At 68.9% G+C, this 24,871-nt stretch carries 25 protein-coding genes and 1 pseudogene; 12 read left to right on the forward strand and 14 right to left on the reverse strand.

Annotated features, from left to right (window positions below):
* Positions 1 to 15: 15 nt before the first annotated feature.
* The 3 genes from QMF80_RS08030 to pknB all read left to right on the forward strand — a co-directional run bounded on the left by QMF80_RS08030 (position 16) and on the right by pknB (position 5,059).
* Positions 16 to 1,440: an FtsW/RodA/SpoVE family cell cycle protein gene (locus tag QMF80_RS08030; protein ID WP_283450962.1), complete on the forward strand. Its 1,425-nt coding sequence runs from the start codon at positions 16 to 18 to the stop codon at positions 1,438 to 1,440.
* Positions 1,437 to 2,897, forward strand: coding sequence for a peptidoglycan D,D-transpeptidase FtsI family protein (locus QMF80_RS08035; protein WP_283450964.1), 1,461 nt, complete (start codon positions 1,437 to 1,439; stop codon positions 2,895 to 2,897). Before QMF80_RS08030 ends, QMF80_RS08035 begins: the two co-directional genes overlap by 4 nt.
* A gap of 155 nt (positions 2,898 to 3,052) precedes the next feature.
* Positions 3,053 to 5,059 (forward strand): Stk1 family PASTA domain-containing Ser/Thr kinase, encoded by a 2,007-nt coding sequence (gene pknB, locus QMF80_RS08040; protein WP_283450966.1) that lies wholly within the window; start codon positions 3,053 to 3,055, stop codon positions 5,057 to 5,059.
* A 127-nt stretch (positions 5,060 to 5,186) separates the two neighbouring features.
* On the opposite strand, the gene QMF80_RS08045 is transcribed toward pknB, so the two are convergent.
* The 6 genes and pseudogenes from QMF80_RS08045 to QMF80_RS08070 all read right to left on the reverse strand — a co-directional run bounded on the left by QMF80_RS08045 (position 5,187) and on the right by QMF80_RS08070 (position 9,252).
* Positions 5,187 to 5,915, reverse strand: coding sequence for a class E sortase (locus QMF80_RS08045; protein ID WP_283450968.1), 729 nt, complete (start codon positions 5,913 to 5,915; stop codon positions 5,187 to 5,189).
* Positions 5,916 to 5,972: 57 nt separating this feature from the next.
* A pseudogene (locus QMF80_RS08050) lies at positions 5,973 to 6,824 on the reverse strand (class E sortase); the annotation flags it as partial.
* The gene (locus QMF80_RS08055) at positions 6,818 to 7,456 is read right to left on the reverse strand and encodes an aminodeoxychorismate/anthranilate synthase component II (protein ID WP_283450970.1); all 639 of its coding nucleotides are present in this window, start codon (positions 7,454 to 7,456) and stop codon (positions 6,818 to 6,820) included. The gene QMF80_RS08055 and the pseudogene QMF80_RS08050, both read right to left, overlap by 7 nt.
* Positions 7,453 to 7,629, reverse strand: coding sequence for a hypothetical protein (locus QMF80_RS08060; RefSeq protein ID WP_226731531.1), 177 nt, complete (start codon positions 7,627 to 7,629; stop codon positions 7,453 to 7,455). Before QMF80_RS08060 ends, QMF80_RS08055 begins: the two co-directional genes overlap by 4 nt.
* 80 nt (positions 7,630 to 7,709) lie before the next feature.
* Positions 7,710 to 8,417 (reverse strand): class E sortase, encoded by a 708-nt coding sequence (locus tag QMF80_RS08065; protein WP_283450973.1) that lies wholly within the window; start codon positions 8,415 to 8,417, stop codon positions 7,710 to 7,712.
* Between the two features lie 43 nt (positions 8,418 to 8,460).
* Positions 8,461 to 9,252, reverse strand: coding sequence for a DUF881 domain-containing protein (locus tag QMF80_RS08070; protein WP_283450975.1), 792 nt, complete (start codon positions 9,250 to 9,252; stop codon positions 8,461 to 8,463).
* A gap of 92 nt (positions 9,253 to 9,344) precedes the next feature.
* Between QMF80_RS08070 and crgA the strand changes: the two genes are divergently transcribed.
* Positions 9,345 to 9,599: a cell division protein CrgA gene (gene crgA / locus QMF80_RS08075; protein WP_053675547.1), complete on the forward strand. Its 255-nt coding sequence runs from the start codon at positions 9,345 to 9,347 to the stop codon at positions 9,597 to 9,599.
* Between the two features lie 175 nt (positions 9,600 to 9,774).
* Here the strand turns inward: crgA and QMF80_RS08080 are convergent, their stop codons facing one another.
* Together QMF80_RS08080 and QMF80_RS08085 are read right to left on the reverse strand one after the other, a co-directional pair.
* Positions 9,775 to 10,671 carry a rhomboid family intramembrane serine protease gene (locus QMF80_RS08080; protein WP_283450979.1) on the reverse strand — a complete coding sequence of 299 codons (897 nt, stop codon included), beginning with the start codon at positions 10,669 to 10,671 and terminating at the stop codon, positions 9,775 to 9,777.
* Between the two features lie 69 nt (positions 10,672 to 10,740).
* Complete coding sequence (locus tag QMF80_RS08085; RefSeq protein ID WP_283450981.1) at positions 10,741 to 11,268, reverse strand: peptidylprolyl isomerase; 528 nt, start codon at positions 11,266 to 11,268, stop codon at positions 10,741 to 10,743.
* Positions 11,269 to 11,447: 179 nt separating this feature from the next.
* On the opposite strand from QMF80_RS08085, the gene QMF80_RS08090 reads away from it, so the two are divergent.
* Positions 11,448 to 12,140 (forward strand): DUF5324 family protein, encoded by a 693-nt coding sequence (locus QMF80_RS08090; protein ID WP_283450983.1) that lies wholly within the window; start codon positions 11,448 to 11,450, stop codon positions 12,138 to 12,140.
* Positions 12,141 to 12,234: 94 nt separating this feature from the next.
* On the opposite strand, the gene QMF80_RS08095 is transcribed toward QMF80_RS08090, so the two are convergent.
* Positions 12,235 to 12,741 carry a LysM peptidoglycan-binding domain-containing protein gene (locus QMF80_RS08095; protein ID WP_283450984.1) on the reverse strand — a complete coding sequence of 169 codons (507 nt, stop codon included), beginning with the start codon at positions 12,739 to 12,741 and terminating at the stop codon, positions 12,235 to 12,237.
* Positions 12,742 to 12,993: 252 nt separating this feature from the next.
* Entirely contained in the window at positions 12,994 to 13,473 is a 480-nt protein-coding gene (locus QMF80_RS08100; protein WP_283450986.1) for a MarR family winged helix-turn-helix transcriptional regulator, read from the reverse strand.
* 123 nt (positions 13,474 to 13,596) lie between these two features.
* Here QMF80_RS08100 and QMF80_RS08105 point away from each other — a divergent pair, with 123 nt between their 5' ends.
* On the forward strand, positions 13,597 to 15,111 hold the full coding sequence (locus tag QMF80_RS08105; protein ID WP_502962800.1) for an MFS transporter: 1,515 nt from the start codon (positions 13,597 to 13,599) through the stop codon (positions 15,109 to 15,111).
* A 501-nt stretch (positions 15,112 to 15,612) separates the two neighbouring features.
* Here QMF80_RS08105 and QMF80_RS08110 read toward each other — a convergent pair.
* The gene (locus QMF80_RS08110; RefSeq protein WP_283450988.1) at positions 15,613 to 16,452 is read right to left on the reverse strand and encodes an NTP transferase domain-containing protein; all 840 of its coding nucleotides are present in this window, start codon (positions 16,450 to 16,452) and stop codon (positions 15,613 to 15,615) included.
* 56 nt (positions 16,453 to 16,508) lie between these two features.
* On the opposite strand from QMF80_RS08110, the gene QMF80_RS08115 reads away from it, so the two are divergent.
* Positions 16,509 to 16,925, forward strand: coding sequence for an NUDIX domain-containing protein (locus tag QMF80_RS08115; protein WP_283450990.1), 417 nt, complete (start codon positions 16,509 to 16,511; stop codon positions 16,923 to 16,925).
* On the opposite strand, the gene QMF80_RS08120 is transcribed toward QMF80_RS08115, so the two are convergent.
* Both QMF80_RS08120 and QMF80_RS08125 read right to left on the reverse strand, forming a co-directional pair.
* The gene (locus tag QMF80_RS08120; RefSeq protein WP_283450992.1) at positions 16,920 to 18,743 is read right to left on the reverse strand and encodes a hypothetical protein; all 1,824 of its coding nucleotides are present in this window, start codon (positions 18,741 to 18,743) and stop codon (positions 16,920 to 16,922) included. The two genes, QMF80_RS08115 and QMF80_RS08120, sit on opposite strands and share 6 nt — an antisense overlap.
* 103 nt (positions 18,744 to 18,846) lie before the next feature.
* Positions 18,847 to 19,284 carry a pyridoxamine 5'-phosphate oxidase family protein gene (locus QMF80_RS08125; protein ID WP_283450994.1) on the reverse strand — a complete coding sequence of 146 codons (438 nt, stop codon included), beginning with the start codon at positions 19,282 to 19,284 and terminating at the stop codon, positions 18,847 to 18,849.
* Positions 19,285 to 19,960: 676 nt separating this feature from the next.
* Here QMF80_RS08125 and QMF80_RS08130 point away from each other — a divergent pair.
* The 3 genes from QMF80_RS08130 to QMF80_RS08140 are packed head-to-tail and all read left to right on the forward strand — an operon-like array spanning position 19,961 to position 22,869.
* Positions 19,961 to 20,539: a hypothetical protein gene (locus tag QMF80_RS08130; protein ID WP_283450996.1), complete on the forward strand. Its 579-nt coding sequence runs from the start codon at positions 19,961 to 19,963 to the stop codon at positions 20,537 to 20,539.
* Positions 20,540 to 20,542: 3 nt separating this feature from the next.
* On the forward strand, positions 20,543 to 21,658 hold the full coding sequence (locus QMF80_RS08135) for an MAB_1171c family putative transporter (RefSeq protein ID WP_283450998.1): 1,116 nt from the start codon (positions 20,543 to 20,545) through the stop codon (positions 21,656 to 21,658).
* 23 nt (positions 21,659 to 21,681) lie between these two features.
* Positions 21,682 to 22,869, forward strand: coding sequence for an amidohydrolase family protein (locus QMF80_RS08140; RefSeq protein WP_283451000.1), 1,188 nt, complete (start codon positions 21,682 to 21,684; stop codon positions 22,867 to 22,869).
* Positions 22,870 to 22,924: 55 nt separating this feature from the next.
* Here the strand turns inward: QMF80_RS08140 and QMF80_RS08145 are convergent, their stop codons facing one another.
* The gene (locus QMF80_RS08145) at positions 22,925 to 23,761 is read right to left on the reverse strand and encodes a helix-turn-helix transcriptional regulator (protein ID WP_283451001.1); all 837 of its coding nucleotides are present in this window, start codon (positions 23,759 to 23,761) and stop codon (positions 22,925 to 22,927) included.
* A 375-nt stretch (positions 23,762 to 24,136) separates the two neighbouring features.
* On the opposite strand from QMF80_RS08145, the gene QMF80_RS08150 reads away from it, so the two are divergent.
* Together QMF80_RS08150 and QMF80_RS08155 are read left to right on the forward strand one after the other, a co-directional pair.
* Positions 24,137 to 24,451 (forward strand): transcriptional regulator, encoded by a 315-nt coding sequence (locus tag QMF80_RS08150; RefSeq protein ID WP_248585367.1) that lies wholly within the window; start codon positions 24,137 to 24,139, stop codon positions 24,449 to 24,451.
* Positions 24,451 to 24,825: a helix-turn-helix domain-containing protein gene (locus tag QMF80_RS08155; RefSeq protein ID WP_283451006.1), complete on the forward strand. Its 375-nt coding sequence runs from the start codon at positions 24,451 to 24,453 to the stop codon at positions 24,823 to 24,825. Before QMF80_RS08150 ends, QMF80_RS08155 begins: the two co-directional genes overlap by 1 nt.
* Positions 24,826 to 24,871 lie beyond the last annotated feature (46 nt).

Here is a 24,871-nt window from a genome sequence, read left to right on the forward strand (position 1 = left end):
GGGGCCTGCTACACCATGAGCGTTGTCACGAACACGACCACCATCGGAGCCATCGAGCTGCCGAGCCGGCGCAACACCGAGCTCCTGCTGCTCGCGTTCGCCGTGGTCATCCCGATCTTCGCCTACGCCAACGTGGGCCTCGCGATCCACGGCAAGCTGCCTCCGGGCATGCTCGCGTACGGGCTCGGCCTCGGCCTGCTGGCCGGGCTGGCCCATCTCGTCGTACGCCGGTACGCCAAGTACGCCGACCCCCTGCTGCTGCCGCTGGGCACCCTGCTCAACGGCCTGGGTCTGGTCTTCATCTGGCGCCTGGACCAGTCCGAGCGCCTGCAGAACCTGGCCAAGCGGCAGTTCGGCGGGTTCTCCCCCTCCGCGCCGAACCAGATGTTCTACACGGCGGTCGGCCTCGCGCTGTTCGCCGGTGTCCTGCTGCTGCTCAAGGACCACCGCACGCTCCAGCGGTTCACGTACATCTCGATGGCGGTCTCGCTCGTCCTGCTGATCCTGCCCGTCATCCCGGGCCTGGGCGCGGACGTGTACGGCGCCAAGATCTGGATCAGCCTGGCCGGGTTCTCCATCCAGCCCGGCGAGTTCGCGAAGATCATCATCGCGGTCTTCTTCGCCGGGTACCTGATGGTCAAGAGGGACGCGCTGGCCCTGGCCAGCCGCCGTTTCATGGGCCTCTACCTGCCGCGCGGCCGCGACCTCGGTCCCATCCTGATGATCTGGGGCATGAGCCTGCTCGTCCTCGTCTTCGAGAACGACCTCGGCACCTCGCTCCTCTTCTTCGGCATGTTCGTGATCATGCTGTACGTCGCCACCGAGCGCACGAGCTGGATCGTCATCGGCATGCTCATGAGCGTCGCCGGAGCCGTCGTGGTCGGCACCACCGCCAGCCACGTCAAGGTCCGCGTCACCGCCTGGCTCGACCCCTTCGCCTGCTACGCCACCTCCGGCGCCTGCGAGCAGGTCGGCCAGTCCCTGATGAGCTTCGGCTCCGGCGGGGTCCTCGGCACCGGCCTCGGCCAGGGCCACTCCGACCTGATCCTCTTCGCCGCCAACTCCGACTTCATCTTCGCCACCGTCGGCGAGGAGCTCGGGCTGGCCGGGGTCATGGCCTTCCTGCTGCTCTACGGTCTGATCATCGAGCGCGGTGTCCGCACCGCCCTCGCCGCCCGCGACCCCTTCGGCAAGCTCTTCGCGATCGGCCTCTCCGGCGCCTTCGCGATCCAGATCTTCGTGGTCGCCGGCGGTGTCATGGGCCTCATCCCCCTCACCGGCATGACCATGCCCTTCCTCGCGTCCGGCGGTTCCTCCGTCCTCGCCAACTGGGCTCTCATCGGGATCCTCATCCGGATCAGCGACACCGCACGCCGCCCCGCTCCGGCCCCGGCTCCGTCCCCCGACTCCGAGATGACCCAGGTGGTCCGACCCTCATGAACAAGCCCCTGCGCCGCATCTCGATCTTCTGCGGGCTGCTCGTCCTCGCCCTGCTGCTGCGGACCAACTGGCTCCAGTACGTCAAGGCCGAGGACCTCAGCACCCGCAAGGAGAACCGCCGGGTCCAGATCGCCCAGTACGCCTCGGAGCGCGGCAACATCATCGTCGGCGGCCAGCCCATCACCGGCTCGGTCACCACCAGCGGCAGCGACTACAAGTTCAAGCGCACCTACCTCGACGGCCCCATGTGGGCCCCGGTCACCGGGTACGCCTCGCAGGCCTTCGGCTCCAGCCAGCTCGAATCGCTGGAGGACGGGATCCTCACCGGCAACGACGACCGGCTGTTCTTCGACCGCACCATCGGCATGTTCACGGGCGAGAAGAAGCAGGGCGGCAACGTCGTCACCACCCTGAACCCCGCCGCCCAGAAGGCCGCCTTCACCTCGCTCGGCTCCAAGAAGGGCGCGGTCGCGGCCATCGACCCGCAGACCGGCGCGATCCTGGCGCTGGCCAGCACCCCCTCGTACGACCCCTCCACCTTCGCGGGGAACTCCAAGGCCGACGAGAAGGCCTGGGTCACGCTGAAGGACAGCGAGGACAAGAACCTGGTCAACCGCGCGCTGCGCGAGACCTATCCGCCCGGCTCCACCTTCAAGGTCGTCACCGCCGCCGCCGCGCTCGAGAACAACGTCGTCACCGACATCAACGCGCCGACCGACACCCCCGAGCCGTACATCCTGCCGGACACGAAGACCCCGATGGTCAACCACGCCAGCGGGTGCGAGAAGGCCAGCCTGCTGAGGGCGCTGGAAGTGTCCTGCAACTCCGTCTTCGCCAACATGGGCAACAAGGTGGGGCGGGACAACATGGTGAAGACCGCCGAGAAGTTCGGCTTCAACAACGACAAGATCGACACCCCGGTCCGCGCGTTCGGAAGCGTCTACGACAAGACCATGGACCGCCCCGGCAACGCGCTCAGCTCCATCGGCCAGTTCAACACCGCCGCCACCCCGCTCCAGATGGCCATGGTCACCGCCGCGATCGCCAACGACGGCAAGCTGATGAAGCCGTACATGGTCGACCAGGTGACCGCCCCCAACCTGGACGTCCTGCAGAAGCACGAGCCGGAGGAGATGAGCCGCCCGCTCTCCGCCGCGAACGCGCAGAAGGTCCAGCAGATGATGGTCGACGTCGTCGAGAACGGCACCGGAACCGGCGCCAAGATCAACGGCGTCACCGTCGGCGGCAAGACCGGCACCGCGCAGCACGGCGAGAAGAACGCCAAGCGTCCCTACGCCTGGTTCATCTCCTACGCCAAGACCGACAAGGGCTCCCCCGTGGCCGTCGCCGTCGTGATCGAGGACAGCGCCGCCGACCGCGAGGACATCACCGGTGGCGGCCTCGCCGCCCCCGTCGCCCTCGCCGTCATGAACGCCGTGCTCAAGGGGCAGGGCTGAGCCCCTCGTGCACGTCGCAGCGCACGGTACCGGTCCGGTATCGGCCTGTGGTCGCGGGCCGACGGGGAACACGCGGCCGGTAGCCTTTGCGCGAACAGCGCACCGCCGGACCACACACGGGTGCGGTCGGGACTGACGGAGAGGGCTGGAACGTTATGGAAGAGCCGCGTCGCCTCGGCGGTCGGTACGAGCTGAGCCATGTGCTCGGCCGCGGTGGCATGGCCGAGGTCTACCTCGCCCACGACACCCGGCTCGGCCGTACCGTCGCCGTCAAGACACTGCGCGCCGACCTGGCCCGCGACCCGTCCTTCCAGGCACGGTTCCGGCGCGAGGCCCAGTCGGCGGCCTCGCTCAACCACCCCGCCATCGTCGCCGTGTACGACACCGGCGAGGACTACGTCGACAACATCTCCATCCCGTACATCGTGATGGAGTACGTCGACGGGTCCACCCTGCGCGAGCTGCTGCACTCCGGCCGCAAGCTGCTGCCCGAGCGCACCCTGGAAATGACCATCGGCATCCTCCAGGCCCTCGAGTACTCGCACCGCGCCCAGATCGTCCACCGTGACATCAAGCCCGCGAACGTCATGCTGACGCGCACCGGGCAGGTCAAGGTCATGGACTTCGGCATCGCCCGTGCCATGGGCGACTCCGGCATGACCATGACGCAGACGGCCGCCGTCATCGGTACCGCCCAGTACCTCTCGCCCGAGCAGGCCAAGGGCGAGCAGGTCGACGCGCGCTCCGACCTCTACTCCGCGGGCTGCCTGCTGTACGAGCTGCTCACGGTCCGGCCGCCCTTCATCGGCGACTCCCCGGTCGCGGTGGCCTACCAGCACGTGCGCGAGGAACCGCAGCCGCCGAGCAACTTCGACCCCGAGATCACGCCCGAGATGGACGCCATCGTCCTCAAGGCGCTGGTCAAGGACCCCGACTACCGCTACCAGTCCGCCGACGAGATGCGCGCCGACATCGAGGCGTGCCTCGACGGCCAGCCCGTCGCCGCGGCCGCCGCCATGGGCGCGGGCTACGGCGCCTACGGCTACCCGGACCAGGGCCACAACGGCTACGACCAGCCGACCACCGCCCTGCGCTCCAGCGACGCCGGCCAGACCTCGATGATGCCCCCGATGGCGCCCGGCGGCGACAGCGGTTACGGGTACGGCGACCAGGGCCACGGCGGTTACGACCAGGGCCCGCGCCGCCGCCAGAAGAAGAGCCGGGCCTCCGCCGTCCTGCTCGTCGCGGCCGGGGTCCTGGTCCTGGTGGGCGCGATCCTGATCGGCCGCTCCCTGGTCAACAACACCGCGGACAACCGGTCGGCCGTGCCCTCGCTGATCGGCGAGACCCTCGACAAGGCGAGCGGCCACGCGGCGAACGTCGGGCTGAAGGTAGAGAAGGAAGCCGAGGAGCCCTGCGAGGGCCAGCCCAAGGGCAACATCTGCTCGCAGAGCCCGGCGCCCGACGCCAAGGCCGACAAGAACTCGGTCATCAAGGTGAAGGTGTCCACGGGCCCGCTCAAGGTCCAGGTCCTCGACGTGATGCGGCTCCCCTTCGACCAGGCCGAGGCCTCGCTCAAGGGCAAGGGCTTCCAGGTCGAGCGCAAGAACCAGGAGTCCGAGAGCACTCCGGGCACCGTGCTCACCCAGGACCCCAAGGGCGGCTCCTCGGTCGACAAGGGCTCGGTCGTCACGCTGACCGTGGCCAAGGAGGTCTCCAAGGCGACCGTCCCCGACCTGACGGGCAAGACCAGGGAGCAGGCGGTCAAGCTCCTGACCGAGGCGAAGCTGAAGCTCGGCAGCACCACGGAGGCCGATTCCTCGGCGGCGCCCAAGACGATCATCGGGCAGGCGCTGGACCCGGGTTCGCAGACCGACGTGGGCACCGCGGTGAACGTGACCATCGCCAAGGCCGCCCAGGCGACCACCGTGCCCTTCCTGGGCGGAAAGACGGTGGCCCAGGCGCGGCAGGAGCTGACGGCGCGCGGGCTGAGCCTCGGCGCGATCCTCTCCGGTCCCGGTGACGACAACGCGACGATCCTGAGCACCGACCCGGGCTTCGGCCAGCCGGTCGCCGCGGGTACCGCGGTCAACGTCAACACCATGCCGGGCCAGCAGAACGGCCAGGGCGGGCTCCTCGGCGGGATCGGCAACCGTCGCTGACCCGGGGAACGAACCCGCGGGCCGCCTGAGGCCCGTACACGGCTCAACGACGGAAGCTCTGGCCCTTGGGCCAGAGCTTCCGTCATGTCCGCCACAGGCCCGCCGAGGGGCCTTCCCGGGGCCGCCGCTAGCGCAGCTCGGCCGGCGGGGTGCGCTTCGCGTCCACCTTCTCCGTGCGCACCAGCTCGCCCCACACGACGTACCGGAACTTCGAGGTGTAGACCGGGGTGCAGGTCGTCAGCGTGATGTAGCGGCCGGGAGCGGTCTTCCCCGACTCCTTCGGGACCGGGTTGATCACGTCGGTGTTGTACTTCGAGGTCTGGCGCAGTTCGGCGAAGACCTTGTAGACGTACCAGGTGTCACGGGTCTCGAAGACGACCGCGTCACCCGTCTTCACCTTGTCGATGTTGTGGAACTTCGCCCCGTGCCCGTCCCGGTGGGCCGCCAGCGTGAAGTTGCCCTGCTTGTCCCACGGCAGCGCCGACTTCACCGGCTCCGTGTAGTACCCGGCCACGCCGTCGTTGATGACGTCGGCCGAGGTCCCGCTCTTGACGAGGACCTCGCCGTTCTTCATCGCCGGTACGTGCAGGAAGCCGATGCCGTCCTGGGTGTCCAGGGCTCCCGCCTCGGGGGTCGCCGCGGGCGGCGGCGTCTGCCACTGCTGGCGGACCGTGTCCCCGCGCCGCGCGGCGTTCCGGTCGGCGAGGACGTTCGTCCACCACAGCGAGTACGCCACGAACAGGGCGAGCACCAGGCCCACCGTGATCAGCAGTTCGCCCAGCAGGCTCAGGAAACCGGCGAGCCGGTTGCGGCTGCGGGCACGGGCGCGGGGAGCGGCGCGGCGGGCACGTGACACTGCGGGTGGTTCCTCTGCGGGGCTAGGGGGCTGCGGGAGGGCGGACGTCAGCGGGTGTCACCGCTGTGCGAGGGCGGGGGGCGCGCCCTTGTCGCGGGGGCGTTCCTCGACCATCTTCCCCCAGACGATCAGCCGGTACGTGCTGGTGAATTCGGGGGTGCAGGTCGTCAGCGTGATGTACCGGCCGGGCGCGGTGAACCCCGATCCCTCGGGGACCGGCTTGATGACCGAGACGTTCGTCGGCGGGGTCTGCGCGAGCACCGAGGTCATCTCGTACGTGTAGTACGCGTCCCGCGTCTCCACCACGACCTTGTCCCCCGCCTCCAGGCGGTTGATGTAGCGGAACGGTTCGCCATGGGTGTTGCGGTGGCCCGCCACCGCGAAGTTGCCCCGCTGGTCGGACGGCATCGCCGACTGCGGGGAGCCCTCACCGCCGTAGTGCCCGACCATGCCCCGGTCCAGCACCTTCGGTTTGCTGATCCCCTCCGCCACCGGAACCTTCACGTCCAGTTTGGGGATGTAGAGGATCGCGAAGCCCTGGCCGGGCGAGAACGCGGCGACCGGCGGGGCCGCCCCCTCCGTGTCCCAGTCGCTGCGCAGGGACCCGGCGGCGCCGTTCGCCTCGCGCGCGGCCAGCACGTTGGTGTACCAGAGCTGGTAGGTGACGAAGAGCAGCATCACCAGGCCGAGGGTGATGAACAGTTCCCCGGCCAGTCGGCTCGCGACCACCACCGGGCCGCCGCCGGGGCGCCGCCGCGCCCGTCGGCGCGTACCGCCCCCGCGCGGGGCGGCGCCCGCCCCGCGCCGTCCGCGGCCCCGCCGGGAGGCCCGCTTGGCGGCCTCCTGAGCGGCCCTGCGCCGCGCGGCCCGGCCCTCGGAAGGGGCGGGCGGCGCGAGGGCGGTCACGCGAAGGCCTTGCCCACCACCGGGGCCAGCCCCACCGAACGTTCCACGGCGTCCGCGTCACCGCAGCGCACCAGCCAGTTGGCGAGCATCTTGTGCCCCCACTCGGTCAGCACCGACTCGGGGTGGAACTGCACGCCCTCGACGTCGTGCTCCCGGTGGCGCAGTCCCATGATGATCCCGTCCTCGGTCCGCGCCGTGACCTCCAGCTCGGCCGGGAGCGTCAGCGGCTCGGCGGCGAGGGAGTGGTAGCGGGTCGCGGTGAAGGGCGACGGCAGCCCGGCGAAGACGCCCTGGCCCTCATGGACCACCGGGGAGGTCTTGCCGTGCAGCAGCTCGGGAGCGCGGCCGACGACCCCGCCGTAGGCCACAGCCATCGACTGCATGCCCAGGCACACACCGAAGACCGGGACGCCGGTCCGCGCGCAGTGGCGGACCATCTCGACGCAGACCCCGGCCTCCTCGGGCGTGCCCGGGCCGGGGGAGAGCAGGACCCCGTCGAAGCCGTCCTGCGCGTGGGCGAGCGCGACCTCGTCGTTGCGCAGCACCTCGCACTCGGCGCCGAGCTGGTAGAGGTACTGGACCAGGTTGAAGACAAAGCTGTCGTAGTTGTCCACGACCAGAATGCGCGCGTTCACCGGGTGGCTCCCGAACCTTCGTCGACGGTCACATCGTTGAACGGAAGGAGCGGTTCGGCCCACGGGAAGACGTACTGGAACAGTACGAACACCACCGCGAGGACCAGTACGAGGGAGATCAGCGCGCGTACCCACGCGTTGCCCGGCAGATGCCGCCAGATCCAGCCGTACATGCCGTCCGCGTCCCTTTCCCTTCACGTACCGCGGGAGCGGTACCCGCAACAGCCTAAAGGCAGCGGGCGTGCACGGTGGGTCAGCCGGTCAATCCCCCCGGTTCACCCTGCTCGGCCGTCCTGGTCTGGGTGAGTTCCGCCCAAATGATCAGTCGGTGGCTGTGACCCCACTCCGGATCGCAGGTGGTCAGGGTGAGATAGCGGCCGGGCCCGGTGAAGGGCGACTCGCGGGGCACCGGATCGACCACGCCGACGTCCGTCGGCAGGGTCCGCAGTGGCCGGTTCCGGACGGTGTACGTGTACCGGGCGACGGCGTCCTTGACGATCACCAGGTCGCCGGGGCGCAGCTCGGGGAAGTCCTTGAAGGGGTCGCCGTACGTGCGCCGGTGCCCGGCCACCGAGAAGTTCCCCCCGGCTCCGGGGCGTGCGGTGTCCTCGTAGTGGCCGAGGCCCTTCTTCAGCACGTCGGTGCCGGTGCCCTCCAGGACGGGCTTCTTCCAGTCCGGGCCGAAGCGCGGGATGTACATCTCGGCGAAGGCCCGGCCCTGGGGGAGGGGGGCGGGCGCCGGGGCCGGTGCCGGTGTGGCCGGTGGGCTCTGGGAGGTCCGCGGGGACTGCGGGACGGACGGGCCCGGGCCCGGGGCGGCCGCCGACCAGCCGGTGTGCAGCCGGTCCATCTCCCCCGCCATGGCCTGGTCGGCCTTGACCCCGGTCCAGAGCAGGATGTAGGCGACGAAGAGCACGATCAGCGTGCCGGCCGTCAGGCACACCTCGCTGAACGTCCGCACCAGCAGGCGCAGTACGGCCTGGGCGGACGGGCGCCGCCCCGGCTCAGGACGCCGACGCGGACGCGGACGCGGACTGCACGGGCTTCGCATAGTGGAGGTCCACTGTGCCGGAGTACCCCGGAAGTGTCAGCGCCTTCTGCTCCTCGACTTTCCAGCCCAGGCCGTAGGCCGTGACGTACAGCTGGTAGTTCTGGATGGCGGGCGAGGCGCCGAGCGCCTTGCGCAGCGCGCCCGGGTCGCCGATCGCCGTGACCTTGTACGGGGGCGAGTACACCCGGCCCTGGAGGATCAGGGTGTTGCCCACGCAGCGCACGGCGCTGGTGGAGATCAGCCGCTGGTCCATGACCTGGATGCCGCGGGCGCCCCCCTGCCACAGGGCGTTCACCACCGCCTGGAGGTCCTGCTGGTGGATCACCAGGTCGTTGGGCTGCGGCTCGGGGACGTTGGGGATCCGGGCTGTGGCGTTCGGCGGAGCGTCGTTCAGAGTCACCGAGAGGGCCTTTCCGGACAGCTCCTCGGTGCCCGCCGCGCCGCGCAGGGCGGCGAGTCTGGCGTCCTCGGCCTTGGTGCTGCCGTCGTCGCGCTCGGCGAGCGCGTCGACCTGGCGGCGGACCTCGGCGGTGCTCGCGTCCAGTTCGGCGTTGTTCTGGCTGCGCTCGTGGATCAGGTCCGACAGCTTCAGCAGCGAACCGTCCGTGCGGATGTTCGTACCCTTGGACGTGTTGAAGCTGGTGACGAAAATGAGGCCTGCCAGGGCGAACACGGCGGCCGTCAGCAGCCGGGCCGGTCTGACCCGGCGACGGGGACCCGCGGAGGAGTCGTCGGAATTGCTCAACGTACCCTTCTCCTTCAACGCCGCTAGACCCACTACGCTAACGGACGCCCGGGGGAGGCAAGGTCCCCAGCGCATCGACAGGAGAGACCCTCGTGCCGAAGTCACGTATCCGCAAGAAGGACGACTACACCCCGCCGCCGACGAGGCAGGCGCAGACCATCAGGTTGACGAACCGCAGCTGGGTGGCTCCAGTGATGCTGGCGTTCTTCCTCATTGGTCTCGCATGGATCGTCGTCTTTTATGTGACCGACACCCAGCTGCCGATCGAATCTCTCGGCAATTGGAACATTGTGGTCGGTTTTGGCTTCATCGCGGCAGGCTTCGGCGTATCCACGCAGTGGAAGTAGCCGCGACGCGGCGCGGCGGCAACCGGTCGGCGGCCAGGCGGTAGCAGGGCAGTAACGACGGCCGGAAGCAAGCTCTCCCCATGAGTTATCCACAGCGTCATCCACACCTGAGGAAAAAGGCAGAAGATCTGTGGATAACTCTGTGGAGAGTTGACGCCAGTATGACCGGACAGGACTAGACCAGCTCTGCTGTCCGGATGAGTACGACGGCCCCCGCCAGCAGGAACACGGCCGCACAGGTGCCCCACTGGACCAGTGCCCGCCGTCTCCCGGCCGCGGCCGAAGGCACCAGCATGCCCAGTCCCACCAGGGCCCCGGTGACCAGCCCCCCGATGTGGGCCTGCCAGGAGATCTCCCCGCTCCCGCCGATCGGTACGAAGGTCAGCACCAGCATCAGCAGGACCATCACGGCGATCGGGCGCATGCTGTGCCGCATCCGCCGGATCAGTACGACGGTGGCTCCGAGCAGCCCGAAGATCGCGCCGGAGGCCCCCAGCGTGGGCATGTTCGGCGGGGTCAGCAGATAGACCAGCGCGCTGCCGCCCAGCCCCGAGAGCAGGTACACCGCGAGGTAGCGGGCCCGGCCCAGCGCGGCCTCCAGCGGGGCGCCCAGGAACCACAGCGCGGTCATGTTCCCGATGATGTGCAGCCACTGCTCGTGCAGGAAGACCGAGGTCAGCAGCCGGTAGTACTGGCCGGTGGAGACGCCTTCGAGCGGGCCGCCGAGGTAGTCGACGTAGCGCCCGAGGAGTTCCAGCGGGGTCAGCAGCGCCGGAGCGGCGAGGACCGCGAGGAACACCGCGGCGTTGATCCCCATCAGGGTCTTGGTGGCGAGCGCGGTGTCCGTGACCACGACCCCGCCCGCGATGTTGCGCGCACTGGCGGCGGCGGCGCCGTGGCCCGTACCGGAGCCGGACCGTACGCATTGCGGGCACTGGAAGCCGACCGAGGCGCTGATCATGCAGTCGGGGCAGATCGGGCGCTCACAGCGGGTGCAGCTGATTCCGGTCGCGCGGTCCGGGTGCCGGTAGCAGCCCGGTACGCGTCCGGTGTCCGGCCGGTCGGTGTCCATCGGTCCCCTCCCTCGTGGCGGTGCCGTCGTCACAACGAATACGGACGGGCGGGGGGCATTGGTTCCGGGTCAGCGCTCTTCGATCAGCACGGACTTGATCACCACGTCGTCCACGGGACGGTCGGTGCGCGGGTTGGTCTTGCCGCCCGCGATGGCGGTGACGACGGCCTGACTGGCCTTGTCGGTGATCTCGCCGAAGATCGTGTGCTTGCGGGTCAGCCAGGCGGTGGGGGCGACGGTGATGAAGAACTGCGAGCCGTTGGTGCCCGGCCCGGAGTTCGCCATGGCCAGCAGGAACGGCTTGGTGAAGGCCAGGTCGGGGTGGAACTCGTCGGCGAACTGGTAGCCGGGGCCACCGGTGCCGTTGCCCAGCGGGTCGCCGCCCTGGATCATGAAACCGCTGATCACACGGTGGAAGAGGGTCCCGTCGTAGAACGGGTCGGTGGTCTTCTGACCGTCCGAGGGGCGGGTCCACTCGCGGTCGCCCTTGGCGAGCTCCACGAAGTTCCGGACGGTCTTCGGCGCGTGGTTCGCCAGCAGCTCGATCTCGATGTCGCCGTGGTTCGTCTGGAGAGTGGCGAAAAGCTTCGCGGCCACGAGTCTGCCTTCCATCGTCATCGTCATCATTGGTCGGCAAATCTTCCCACGGAGTGCTCCGTGCCGGAGAAATCGGCCACTCGTATGCCCTGTCGGCCATGCCTCGGCGCGGTAACACAGGCATGATCCGACAAAGGGTGGAAAGGTGAACTGTGTCCGCCACCGAGGAGGAGGATCCCGTGACCCGCAAGGACAGCGTGCACGCAGCGGCAGAGAGCGCCAGGGAAACCGTGCGGCACGCGGCGGAAGTGGTGGCGCCGTACGCAGGAACCGCCAAGGACGCCGCCGCGCACTACGCGCACGAGGCGAACGTACGGCTGACACCGAAGGTCTCGTACGCCGCGGACGTGGCCGCGCGCCAGGCCCGGACCGCGTACGACAGCCATCTGCATCCGCGGATGGTGTCGGCGCGCGCCCATGTCCCACCGAACGTCGACCGGGCGGCGACCCTCGCCGTACACCGGTCCCGGAAGGCGGCCCGGCAGGCCGCCGACTACACGGCACCGCGATTCGAGAGCGCGCTCGCGGCGGCGCAGCCGGTGGCGGAGGAGGCCGCTTCGCGGTCGGCCGCCGCACTGGCCGCACTGCGCGGGCAGGTGTCGGCGAAGGAAGTGCAGCGGCTGATCCGGCGCGGTGAGCGCCGGGCGCGCTGCGGCCGTGCGCTGAAGGGCGTGGCGCTGGTCGGCCTGCTCGCGGGCGGTGCGTTCGCCGCGTGGAAGTGGTGGGACCAGCAGTCGAACCCGGACTGGCTGGTCGAACCGCCCGCGGCGACGGACTTGCCGCGGGACGGCGCGGGCGTCGGCTTCGACGACGAGCTGGCCGCGAAGGAGCGGTCGGCCGCCGATGAGGAGACCGACGGCAAGCAGCCGTAACCCGCGCGCTCGCGCGTGCGACGTCGGAGGGGCCCGGATCCGTGAGTGGATCCGGGCCCCTCCGGCGTTTTCGGCGATTCCCGCCCTGGGCCGGTCAGTTGGGGAGGGTGAGGACCATGCCCGGGCGGATGAGGTCGGGATTGGAGCCGACGACGCCCTTGTTCATCGCGTACAGCTCGCGCCAGCGGGCCTCGTTGCCCAGCTCGCGGCGGGCGATGGCGGAGAGGGAGTCGCCGGACCGGACCGTGTAGGTGCGCTTCTTGGCGACGGGCGCGGGCTTCGGGGCCGCCGGTGCGGGGCGGGCCGGGGCGGGCGTGGCCGCGGCGGGGTGCGGCGCGGCCGGGGCGGGCTTGGGTGCGACCGGCGCGGGCTTCGGCGGGGAGACGGCCTGGCCGGCGGACCGGGCCCGGGCCGCCATCCGCTCCGCGGCCTCCTTGGTGGCGGCGGCGGAGGTGTCCGTGTATTTGGTGGCGGTGCCGGTGGGCGCGCCCGAGGTGGACGACGCGGACGGCGCGGTCTGCTGCTGGACCTGCTCCCTGGCCTTCTCCGCGGCGTCGTGCGCCTTCTTCTTGTCGGACTTGAGGAAGTCGAAGATTCCCATGGTGTGACGCCTCCGGCGTGGGTTGTCCCCCTGGGCTCGTTGCCTTCCCCCACTGTCGGCCACGGCGGGCGGCCCGGCCCTGTGACTGAGCCATCCGAGGGACGGGGGGAGGGGGAGCGGCGCGGGGTCGGCGGCCTGCCGGCGGGTCCGCCCACCGTGCTGCCGACGCGTCTGCCCGCCCTGCTGCTGAGGGGTCTGCCCGCCCTGCTGCTGAGGGGTCTGCCGCCGTGCTGCCGAGGGGTCCGCGGCGGGCTACTGGCGGGCGCGGCGGGCCAGGCGCGGGCTCTCGCTCGGAGTCGCGAGGTCGCCGTCCACCAGCAGGTTCAGCACGCGCAGCAGGGCGGCGCGGTCAGCGTCCGCGAGCGAGGCGAGGGCCTCGGCGTGGACCCGGTCCACGATCCGGGTGCTCCGTTCGGCCATCGCCGCGCCCGCTTCGGTGACCGCGATGATCCGGGCCCGGCGGTCCGTGGCGGAGGGCCTGCGCTCGGCCAGACCGGCCTTCTCCAGGGCGTCGACGGTGACCACCATCGTCGTCTTGTCCATGTCCCCGATCTCCGCGAGCTGGATCTGGGTGCGCTCCCCCTCCAGCGCGTGCACCAGGACGCAGTGCATGCGGGCGGTCAGCCCGATCTCGTCGAGGGCCGACGCCATCCGGCTGCGCAGGACGTGACTGGTGTGGTCCAGCAGGAAGGAGAGGTCGGGCTGGGTCCGGGTGGGCGCCATGGCAGTCATGGATCCACTCTAACAACTGGGTCCGAAATAAATAGTCTGCAACAAAACCATCTGCTACGGTCCTTCCTATCGCCCCGCCGCACCGCTCGTCCCGCCGAACGGTCCCGCTGAACGGAGAGCCCGATGCCTGCCGCACCCGCTCCTTCCCTCGCTGCTTCCCCCACCTCCCCCACCTCCTCCGCCCCTTCCGCCCCTTCCGCCGCCGGACCGGACACCGGATCCGCCGCCCGACGCACGCCCTGGCTGCGGTCCCGCTGGGCCGCCCTCGGCGTCCTCTCCACCGGCATGCTGATGACCGTCCTGGACGGCAGCATCGTCACCGTGGCGATGCCCGCCATCCAGAACGACCTCGACTTCTCCCCCGCCGGGCTCAGTTGGGTGGTCAACGCCTACCTGATCGCCTTCGGCAGCCTGCTGCTGCTGGCCGGGCGGCTTGGCGACCTCATCGGGCACAAGCGGATGTTCCTGGCGGGTACCGCCGTCTTCACCGGCGCCTCACTGCTGGCGGGCTTCGCGGGCTCCCCGGCGCTGCTGATCGCCGCCCGGTTCCTGCAGGGCGTCGGCAGCGCGATGGCCTCCGCCGTCAGCCTCGGCATCCTGGTCAACCTGTTCACCGAACCCCGCGAACGGGCCAGGGCCATCGCGGTCTTCTCCTTCACCGGAGCGGCCGGTGCCTCCCTCGGCCAGGTGCTCGGCGGGGTGCTGACCGATGCCCTCGACTGGCACTGGATCTTCTTCATCAACCTGCCGATCGGCCTGGCCGCGCTGCTTCTGGCGCTGCCCGCCCTTCCGGCGGGCCGCGGCGGACTGGGGCTGGCCGCGGGCGCCGATGTGCTCGGCGCGCTCCTGGTCACGGCGGGGCTGATGCTCGGCATCTACACCGTGGTCAAGGTCGAGCAGTACGGCTGGGCCTCCGCCCGCACCCTCGGGCTCGGCGCGCTCTCCCTGGCCCTGCTCGCCGCGTTCACCGTCCGGCAGGCCAAGGGCCGCAACCCGCTCGTACCGCTGCGGATCTTCCGGTCCCGGACCGTGGTCGGCGCCAACCTGGTCCAGATGCTGATGATCGCCGCGCTCTTCTCCTTCCAGATCCTGGTCGCCCTCTACCTCCAGAAGGTCCTCGGCTACGGCGCCGCCGCCACCGGTCTCGCGATGCTTCCGGCGGCCGTGGTGATCGGCGTGACCTCCCTGGGCGTCTCGACCCGCCTGATCGCCCGCTTCGGCGGCCGCGCGGTCCTGCTCGCCGGCCTCGTCCTGCTGCTCGGCGGCCAGCTCCTGCTGACCCGCCTGCCGGTGCACGCCGACTACGTCACCGACCTGCTGCCGGTCATGCTCCTCGCGGCGGGCTTCGGCCTGGCCCTGCCCGCCCTGACCGGACTGGCCATGTCGGGGTCGGGTTCAGAGGACGCGGGCCTCGCCTCGGGCCTGTTCAACACCACCCAGCAGATCGGCATGGCCCTGGGCGTAGCGGTCCTCTCCACCCTGGCGGCCGCCCGCACCGAGTCACTGACCCGCTCCGGACACACCGCGGCCGAAGCCCTGACCGGTGGCTACCACGTGGCCTTCGGGATCGGATCGGGGCTGCTCCTGCTGGCCACAGGCTTGGCCGCTACCCTGCTGCGCGGCGGGCGCCGCGCCTGAGCGCGATGTTTCACGTGAAACGACGGCCGGTGTTTCACGTGAAACACCGGCCGTCGCGGCTGTCGTGGGACCGGGTGGGACGGACGGGCACGAGCGGCACGGCCACGGGCGGCACGGCCCCGGCCCCGGGTGCGCACAAACCCCCTCCGGCCCGCGTTTGCGCAGGTCGAAGGGGGTTTGTGGAATGTGGAGCCTAGGAGATTCGAACCCAAAATCGTTATCGCTCTGACCTGCGGAAACGCCGGAGAACCGGGACATTAGGCCCTGTTTCCATCCTCCTGCATCCTGCTCTATCCGCCTCGATCAGGCTCCCGTGTTGACGCGTCAACACGGGACCGACACACGTTGCTGAAGGAAATCTCCAGCTCCGATCAAGCCCTTACACACCCTGCCACACAGGCGATAAGCGCAACGACCGGCGCTACTTGCGCCAGCAAAGTGCTGCCGAACGCCCGCAAGCGGTCCCGTTAGCGTCAGCACGGGCCCTTGCCCGCCCTGTGGTCAGTGGCCCGGCACCAGTTCCCTCGTCGGACTCGGGACGCCGAGATCCGTCAAGGGCTGCGTACTCGTTACCACGTCAACGCGATGCGATCTCGCGTATGAGGCCAAGGCCAAAGAGAACTTCGGCTCGCTGATCGTGCTCTGAGCCACTGCCGCAAGGTAGCGCAGCAGTCTCGGCGTGACTCTCATCCTCCCTTGAAGCAGCCGGAGATTGGCGATGCCGCACTCCGCCTCCAGCCGGATCGTCTCGTCTCGGTCAGGCTTCTCGACCAGCCCCACCATCCTCTGCACTGGGCCCTCGCCGGTGCAGACGATCACTCCGTGGCTGCTTGCCGCGCCGGCGTCAAAGGGTGCGGCCAGAACCGCCGGGATCGCTGGCGGGGTCGCTGTGACGAGCGCGGACAGCGCTGTATGAGTGGGGTCCACGTTGTCAGCAAAGACCACGTAGAACTCCCCGGTGCGCAAGTGTTCGGAACCGTTCAACACGGACGTGACATCGGCGTATCGGCCGCGTTGGGCGATGAAGTCGACTTGCAGGTGGTCGGCGGCTCGGGGCTGATCCGGAAGCTGGTTCGTGAGGCTCCGGTAGCGGGCCAAAGCCCCTGGAGCGAGGACCTGGCGGGTCCAGTCGATCAGCGGCGTGTAGTACGGGTGGTGGACTACCACGGCGCGATCACTCCCGATGGCAGCGACCTCATCCACGATGTGCGCGAGGCCCGGCCGGCCACAGACAGGCCGCAGCTCCTTGGGCAGGTACGGTGACCAACTGCCTACGCGGGTGCCCAATCCCCCGGCGGCGATCACCACCGGTGGCGCGGCGGAGGTTGACGGCCGTTTCATCGGTGTCCCCTTCGGGCCGGTCCCCCGAGCGATAGCGTCGGCGGATGCATACACGTGTGACGGGCATCGTCATCGAGGACGACAAGATCCTGGTGCTCAACCAGGACACCGACGGCCCCAGGACCTGGTCCCTGCCTGGCGGCAAGGTCGAGGACGGCGAGGCTCTGGATGAGGCGCTGATCAGAGAGATGCGGGAGGAAACCGGCGCCGAGGTTGAAGTGGGCCGGTTGCTGTATCTGTGCGACAACACGAGTGCTCACGTCGTTCACATCACCTTCGAGGCCCGCATCGTGGGCGGGGAGATCGGAGCGGTCAAGGAGGGTGCGGACACGCGGCCGATCCGAGGCGTCGAGTTCGTGGCGCTGGACGACCTGCCCGACCGAGGCTTCAGTGACGTGTTCGTGAAGCTCTGCCGGAACGGGTTCCCGGGCGCGGGTTCGTACATGGGGCCGAAGTCCGCGATCGGCCTATAAGCCGATCGAACTGATCAGCAGCCGGTCGAGTTCGCCTGGCGTGGTCCGGGCGGACTCGTTGACGGCGTCGACCCACTGATTGAGCAGGTGCGCGAGCTCCCAAGCTCCGAGCCGGGCGGCATCGGTGGTTTGGGGGTCGCGCACCAAGCGGACCCCAACGCCTCGTGAGGAACCCAGCAGGTAGCGCGAACGGACGGCTGAAATCGCATCTTCGGTGCTCGGAGTGTTCCAGGCCGCGCCGAACAAGTACCGCTGCAAGGACTGGGCTTCAGGCAGCGCAGGGCCATCGCCACACCAGAACTGAACGTTGCCGATCAGGTGGTGAATCTCCCGGTCGACAAGGCCGGGTTCCATCACAGGACAGCTGTCCCCCACGACATAGCCGCTGTTGTACGCCCGCGCGCCCTTCGTGGCGTCCAAGGCTTCGGCCCGGCTGGGCAACCGCGCTCCGAACCATGCTGCCGCGACGGCCGCCCCGATCCAGGTGACCCAGTACGCGGGATGGGACTCGTATCCGCGGCTAACCCGCCAGCGCCGATCGACCGGATCGTAGTGGAGTCGTCCACCACGTTCGTGGGGCATCGGGCAGACCAGAAGATTGGTGCCGAGCCGGGAGTTCACCGCACCGCCCGCGTGCAGCATGGTCAGCAGCTCGGCCATTTCCGTGTTGGTGACCAGCAGATTGCGCCACTGGGATCGCCCTACCGGCCTGTACGCCGGTTTGGCCGTCCGCTGGGGAGCAGGTTGGGCGCGGACGCGGTGGCTGGGCCGGAGCACGGGTTCGTGCAGCTCGTACTGATCGTCACCAGCTAGCCACTGGGTGACGGTCTCGGTCACTTCGGGGTCGAGCTGCTGGCGGGCCTGCGCAACGGTCTTCTCTACCGCCGCGCTGACGAGGTCCACCACACCGGGGGCCAACTCGGCGACCAAGGTCTCCTTGCGTCCGATGGTGGCGAAGGTGGTGTCCGCCGCAGCTGTGGCGCCAGCAGCGTTAGGCGACGCACCGGCCGGTTCCGGCATTTCGATACCGAGGAACTGGGTGAGACCCGCTTCTGTACGTCCGGGATCGCTGACGTGCTGTTCATACGGGATGACCAGGCGGGGGCGGCGGGACGGCTCGTCTCCGTCGAAGAGGGCGCGGGCGAGCAGCAGGGAGTTCACGACGATCAGCCGCCCCAAAGCGGTGGCCGGATCGGGGTCGTCCTGCGGGAGGAGCGGCGCGAAGACCGTACGCCACCTCGGGGCGCGGGCCGTCGCGGCGACCTGGGCGTAGCGGTCGCTGTAGCGCCATCGGTCCCAGAGCCGGCCTCGGGCGAAGGAGGAAGCGATTCCGATGGGTGCCCGGGTGAGGATGACGGCCGGCGAATCAGGCAGCATCCCTAAGACGGTGTCCGTGGCGAAGAAGAGGTTCGTCTCCTTGACCAAGTGCCTTGGTTTCCCGTGCAGGTCGCTGAGCGCGCCGAGGAGATGGTGCCAGCCCAAGCCAGTGAGTCCGGTTCCCTGGAGGCTTGGCGGTACGCGGTTACCAGGCGACAGCGGGTGTTCGCGGCCGAGCTGCTGGCGGAAAGGCTCGTTGTGCTGCGGCATCGTCCCGCGCAACGAGTCGGACAGCCAGTTCGATCCGACCCTCTCGAAGATGCCGAGGGCCAGCGCTGGCGGCGAAACTGGCCCTCCGCCCTGCTCCTTCAGGTGGGCGGCCAGGCGCGCGACGATGCTAGGGATAGTGCCGTCGGGCAGAGCCGCGCTCAACGCGGGGTGCGGCTTCGCGGGCGGTAAGGGTGCCGCGCCGGGCTCCGTCTGTTCGTGACTTGTTGTCATGACCCGCAAACGTAGAGCCACTTCGGGCGCCCACCCCTGAGGAAAACTCAGGGCTGAGTAACGCTCAGGGTCTGCATATGCCTATGTCTCGGGTCGCTTGACGCTACGCGGCGGCCTGGCCCGCCTGAGGGCGGGCGCCCAAGGTCTGACCCAGTGCCCGTTCGACCGAAATCAGGATGACCACCCGCTCGGGGTCCGGGGCCGGCGTGCGACCGTATCGCTTTCCGTAACGGGCCACCGCGTCTTCGACCACAGCCTCGTCGGTGCACACCTCCGCGATCCCTTCGAGCGTGGCCCACCGGCCGCCATCGACCTGGCACACGGCTACGCGGGCTTCGCCCCCACTCGCGAGAATGTTGGCCACTTTACGACTCGATTTGCGGGTGATAACTCGGGCCACGCCAGCGGCGGCGTCCACCGTCACACCGACCGGCACAACATGCGGTCGCCCGTTGGGCCGCAGCGTGGTCAGCGTGCACAGGTGGTACTCGCTCCAGAACTCCAGGTAGTTGCCCGACTGGGCGGATATCGCGTTCGACATGGCTGAAAGCGTAAACGCCATAGTTGCCCGAACTGCCCCAGAGTGACCGTCACCACACCCCTTCCGATCTGCCACTTTGTCCACTTCGCGGGTGTTTGCGAGAGCGCCAGACCCATCGAAAGTCTCAGGTTGATAACGGAGTCATCTAACAAGCTGCGAAAGTTGATCCGTTCACGCCAAACCATAAAGCAGCAGCTCAAAGCCTCGTACGAGATTCAACAAGGTTGTTTTAGGTCGCTTTGACTGGTTGAAGTCACCTGCCATCTACACGAATCGATCATGACTTTCAGGCCATGTCTTGTCGGATGCTTCACGTACTGTCCAACGAGGTTCCCGAGAGCTCCGCGGGGCAGCCCCGCCCGGGGCGTCAGGGCGCGTTCGCGTACGTGACACCCGAGCAGACGGCGAGCCCTGGATGTCTAACATCCCTCCCCCTGTGAGGGGGGCAGTGGGGGCGCAGGTGCAGCCGACTGCGGTCGTTTCCGGCGCCGGGAACCGGACGTCATCGACATGGGCGCGATGTCGCCCGGCTCGGGGAGCCATCACAGCCGGTTGGAGGGATTACTCAGTGTGGTCGGATAAGAGTGGCCGTGACGCGGCGGAGCCCAAGGTTCCCGCTCAAGACCGAGCCAACCGCCGACGTCTTGGACGCTGGCGTACAGCCACGGCACGAACGGTGGAGAAGGATCTGCACCGGCTGATTCGGCGTGAGCTGCAAGATCTCGGGGTCACTCCCCCGCTCGACGTTCACGACCTCTGCGAGAAGCTGAGCCGACGGCGCGGACGCCCTCTGTTTCTGCGTGCAGCTCCGCTGCCCAAGCCCGGCCCCTCGGGCATGTGGGCGGAGTACGACACCTACGACGTGATCCTGTACCAGCAGGAGACGACCGAGCTGCACCAGGACGGGATCATCCTGCACGAGGTCGGACACATCCTCGTGGCGGAGAACGAGAAGGCAGCCGAGGACTCCGCCCGCGGGGTGGAGACAGACGCGCCCGATGCAGCCCCGGATGAGGACGCGGCGGCCGTCGATGTGGAGGGGTGGGCGACCCTGCTGCCGGTCTTCGGGACCGAGGCGGTCAAGCGCGTTGCCCAGCGTTGCTCGTATGACGACAGCGAGGAGTGCTCCGTCGAACTCGTGGCCACGATCATCCTGGAGTGGTCGGCCCTGCTCGCATCCTCCACTCCTCCGGCCGATGACCCCGCTCTGCGACGGGTCGAGGCAGCTCTCGGCGACCGGCGAGGATGGCTGTAGAACGTGGAACTCCTGCTCCTGGGGCTCGTGGCCGCACTGGTCTGGAAGCTCTACCAGTGGAAGCGAAGCCCGCATGACGCACCCCTTCGCTCAGTCACCCTCTGCCTGCTTTGCGCTGCGCTCTCGTACCCCGTAGCGATGCCCGGCGGCGCGTCCGGCGTCGACACCGTCGCCGGCCATGGGACGGCGAAGCTGATCCAGAACGTACTGCTGCTTCTCGCGGTGTACTTCCTGATGTGCTTCTACCTCTACTCCGCCGCTGACGAGGACGCGGGCCGACGCAGGGCCCGGAAGGAAGCCGTCGTTGTCGCGGTCGTCGCGGTGGCGATCACAGTGGCTGCCGAGTCTGTGCCGCACGAGGTCTTCGCTGGCTCCTTCAGCACCGCCGACATGACGACTCCGCAGATCTCGTTCTTCTACGGCGGCGCTGGCCTCTACCTGATGTACGCGCTCGGCATGGCGTGCCGGTGGACTCGCCGCTACGCCCGCATGTCCCGACGCCCCCACTCCACCGGGCTCTGGATGGCCGCCGCGGGTCTGGGGGCGATGGCCGTGGCCTGCGCGATCCGCGCCGTCATCGTCGCCGTTCGCGCGGCCGACGTAGAGGTCCCTAAACCGCTGATGGCCGCCGTCGCCTTCCTTCTGGTGGCGTCCATCCTCACGTTCGCGGCGGGCATCACGTACTCCGGAGCCCGAGCCCGGATCTCGTCCCTCCGCCTCTGGCTCCAGCACCGACGCGATCACCGCCGCCTCGCGCCGCTGTGGGAGCTGCTGGCGGAGACGTACCCGGATAACGTGTTGCGGCCGGCGTCCGCAGCGGCCCTGGACCGGTGGCGGGCCCGCGGCGTGCACCGGCGTTATCACCGCCGCATCGTGGAATGCCGCGACGGCTTGGTGGACATCAGCCCTTACCTGCTGGACGAGGGTGACGACAGCACGGTCCTCAACATCGACTCCGCCGAGCTTGCTGCCCGGCTCCGCAGGGCCTCCACCCGGGTTGAGAAGGGGGTCCCCGCGCCCCGCCGCGCGGTTCCCCTCGCGATGGCGCTGGGCAGCGACCGCGAGTCGGATGTGAAACAACTGATTGCGGTATCCGACGCACTGCGCGCAGCCGCATGACCTCGCAAGATCAAGGAGTCACGATGCTGATTACCGGTGGACGAGTGCTCGTCGACTCGGGGACCTACCTGGAAGACGGCGCCGTTCTCATCGAGGGAGAGTCGATCGCGGCCGTCGGGCCGCGCACGGAGATCGAGGAGCGGGCCGGGGCGGATGTGCCCCGGTTCGAGTTCGGCGGAACCATCTTGCCGGGACTCATCGACGCTCACGTTCACCTGGCCTTCGACGGGGGCCCTGATCCGGTGGCCGCCCTCCAGGGCTCGACGGATGAAGCCCTGTTCGAGGACATGCGACGTCGCGGCGAACAGCTCCTGCGGAGTGGCGTCACCACTGTGCGTGATCTCGGTGACCGGGGCGGACTGGCCCTTCGTCTGGACGCCGAGATCAAGGACCGGCGTACACCGGGGCCGCGGATCGTCTCCGCGGGCACCCCGGCGACCACCGTGGGCGGGCACTGTCACTTCCTGGGCGGCGAGGTTTCCGGCGAGACGGAGATCCGCGAGCTCGTACGGCGCAACCTCGCGTCCGGGGCCGGGGTCATCAAGGCGATGGTGACCGGCGGCGGTCTGACGAAGGATGGTCCCAAGAGCCACCAGTCGCAGTTCACGGCGGAGGAGCTGGCCGCTCTGGTGGAGGAAGCCCACGAGGCGGGCGTGCCCGTGGCGGCCCATGCCCACGGTGCCGACGGTATCGCCGCAGCCGTCGACGCGGGCGTCGACACCATCGAGCACTGCACCTGGATGTCGAGCACTGGCCTGGACTTCCGGCCGGATGTGGTCCAGCAGATCATCACGAAGGGCATCACCGTCTGCCCGGCGGTAAGCCCGCACTGGCAGATGCTCCCGAAGTTCTTCGGCGAGGAACGCGCCCGTGCGATGTTCGATCTGGTGCGGCAGATGGCCGACGCCGGAGTCCGCCTGATCGCAGGGACGGACGCAGGCGTGCAGCGCGCTGGCTTCGACGGACTTGTTCAGGCCCTGTCGTTCTACTCGCACCTGGGTTTGTCGAACGCCTCGATCATCGACATGGCGACCTCACAGGCTGCTGCCGCACTGGGCCTGGGCGAGATCACGGGGAAGGTCGCTCCCGGCTACCGCGCGGATCTCCTCCTGGTGGACGGTGACCCACTCGCGGATCTCTCCGCACTGGGCGGCGTCCAGGCCGTGTTCGCTTCCGGTCTGCGCCACGAGCCGAGCGGCACGGGGCAGTAGGAACCTCACACTGGTGCCCTGTTTCCTGACTCTCGCGGGTCCGGGGGACAGGGCACTAGCTGTTGGTGCCTGGACCGGCCTTCTTGTCCAGCTCGCTGGCGAGGTCGTTCAGGATCGAGAGGACATCGGCCGGCAGGCCCTCGGTACTCATTCCACGGGCCCGGACTCGGCCCACCTTGCCCTGCTTGGCCGCCGACATGAGGCGGAGTCCTTCGTAGACCTGCCGGGCGACGGACTCGTTCGGCTCGAAGTACAGCTTCGAGACGTCGAAGAACTTGGCCAGACCTTCGAGGACCACGGGCAGCGGTGCGTCGTCTCCGCCCGTCCGCAGGGCCTCGATGTCCTCGGCTGAGGTGACCTGGGAGCCCGCGTAGGCGTTCACCGAGTCCGCGATCTCCTGATCATCCGGAGCGGTTCGGCCCGGGTAGGAGCGTTCCAGCAAGAGAGTGATCTTCTCAGCCAGCGTCTCCGGCACCTTCTCGGCCTCGGCGGTCTCCTCGTCAGACTCTCCGAAAGACCGGTCCTGGGCGCGCTTCAGCTCGTCCTCGGTCACCCCGTATGCAGCCGCCAGGAGAGGGATGTACCGGTCCTTGAGGCGGCGGACACCCCCTTCGGCTCCAGCCACCGGCCCGTCGCTCTTGGTACCGATGACCGTCCGCGTCTCGTATCGGTAGAGGCCGGCGTCGCATCGCAGGTCAATCAGATCGGGCAACCCTTCGCGCGGGAACAGGTCTTCCAGATCCCGGTTCAGCACCCTGGCCAGAGCAGGCAGCTTCTCTTGATCGGGTGTCGTCGCTCCCGTCTCCCACCCCGCCACGGTCGAGTCCGCAGCACCGAGGGCGGACGCCACGTCGGCCTGCGAGACATCGGCGGCTCGACGTACCGCGCGCACACGTTCTCTGTCGAAACGGCGAGCTGGCATCGGACCTCGTTTTTTGGGTGAACCGAGGAAACCTCGGACTGTTGACTTTTGATGCGAAGCAAGATAGCTTCATCTTAGCGAAAAACGAGGGGGTTCGCACCCCTCTCGGCCTTCGCCCACCTGCGGTTCCCATCGTGGACCGACTTGGTGGAGAGGGGATTCCGCGCAGCACTCGGGCGCGGTCCCTCCCCTCAAAACGCCATCGGCGTCCGAGAGTTCGCACCTCTCGGACGCCAGACAGCTCGTGATCCGTGGCCCCCGACAAGGGCGCTGGTCACTCGCACGGCCACTCCGTGTCCTTTCGCACGGCACGACGGAGCGGCGTACCACATAAAGGAGTGTCGCATGTCCCCCACTACGGACTGCAACCCGAAGGTGGAGATCCCTTCGGGCCCGGCCGAACGTCTGGCGGCGCAACTGTCGTCCATGCTGCCGGAAGTCGCCGTCGTACAGGTGCGCCTTCAGGGGCCTCGGACCTTGTGGCCCCACCTCGGGCTGACCGCCGTGAACGCCAGCGGACGGACCCTTCGTGTCCCTCGGGCGAAAGCGGTCACCATCGCCCGGTGGATCATCCGCTCATTCCCCCAAGCCGGATGGGCGGCCTCCGGCGGGCACGCCTTCGACCTGCGGACCGCTGAACTGCGCGGGCTGGAAGCGTGATGGCGGCCGTGGCACCGGCGAACGCGGGCCCGGCCGTGGACTTGCAGGGACTCGCGGCCGTGGTCGGCCTCCTGGCTCAGGCCGGCGGCTTGGACGCCCTGTTGGGCAGCCAGGCTACTGACTCCCGCGATAAGCGTCTGCACATCGGGTACAGCGAAGCCGCTGAACGGCTGAACATTCCGGAAAAGTGGCTCCGCGAGCGTATATCCACGCTCCCTCACCGGAAGTTCGGCAAGTTCGTGCAGTTCACGGAGGATGACCTCCACGCGATTTCCGATATGCACTTCGTCAGCCCTGGTGAAAAGGCCCACAGGGATGACGAGTCGGTACTGATGGCGCTTCAGCCTTCCAAGCGCTCTCGTAAGCGTTCCTGATCTCCTCTCGCGCCCGATTGCAATAATTCGCGGCGCTGCGAACATC

This window comes from Streptomyces sp. G-G2, assembly GCF_030063135.1.
In the GTDB taxonomy this organism is placed as follows: domain Bacteria; phylum Actinomycetota; class Actinomycetes; order Streptomycetales; family Streptomycetaceae; genus Streptomyces.

Coding starts and splice junctions, on each gene's coding strand:
- QMF80_RS08030 (WP_283450962.1), top strand. CDS start 16: ATGAGCGTTGTCACGAACACGACCACCATCGGAGCCATCGAGCTGCCG.
- QMF80_RS08155 (WP_283451006.1), top strand. CDS start 24,451: ATGGCGGCCGTGGCACCGGCGAACGCGGGCCCGGCCGTGGACTTGCAG.
- QMF80_RS08095 (WP_283450984.1), bottom strand. CDS start 12,741: ATGGGAATCTTCGACTTCCTCAAGTCCGACAAGAAGAAGGCGCACGAC.
- QMF80_RS08110 (WP_283450988.1), bottom strand. CDS start 16,452: ATGAAACGGCCGTCAACCTCCGCCGCGCCACCGGTGGTGATCGCCGCC.
- QMF80_RS08060 (WP_226731531.1), bottom strand. CDS start 7,629: ATGTACGGCTGGATCTGGCGGCATCTGCCGGGCAACGCGTGGGTACGC.
- QMF80_RS08105 (WP_502962800.1), top strand. CDS start 13,597: ATGCCTGCCGCACCCGCTCCTTCCCTCGCTGCTTCCCCCACCTCCCCC.
- pknB (WP_283450966.1), top strand. CDS start 3,053: ATGGAAGAGCCGCGTCGCCTCGGCGGTCGGTACGAGCTGAGCCATGTG.
- QMF80_RS08035 (WP_283450964.1), top strand. CDS start 1,437: ATGAACAAGCCCCTGCGCCGCATCTCGATCTTCTGCGGGCTGCTCGTC.
- QMF80_RS08140 (WP_283451000.1), top strand. CDS start 21,682: ATGCTGATTACCGGTGGACGAGTGCTCGTCGACTCGGGGACCTACCTG.
- QMF80_RS08120 (WP_283450992.1), bottom strand. CDS start 18,743: ATGACAACAAGTCACGAACAGACGGAGCCCGGCGCGGCACCCTTACCG.
- QMF80_RS08125 (WP_283450994.1), bottom strand. CDS start 19,284: ATGTCGAACGCGATATCCGCCCAGTCGGGCAACTACCTGGAGTTCTGG.
- QMF80_RS08100 (WP_283450986.1), bottom strand. CDS start 13,473: ATGACTGCCATGGCGCCCACCCGGACCCAGCCCGACCTCTCCTTCCTG.
- QMF80_RS08150 (WP_248585367.1), top strand. CDS start 24,137: ATGTCCCCCACTACGGACTGCAACCCGAAGGTGGAGATCCCTTCGGGC.
- QMF80_RS08080 (WP_283450979.1), bottom strand. CDS start 10,671: ATGGACACCGACCGGCCGGACACCGGACGCGTACCGGGCTGCTACCGG.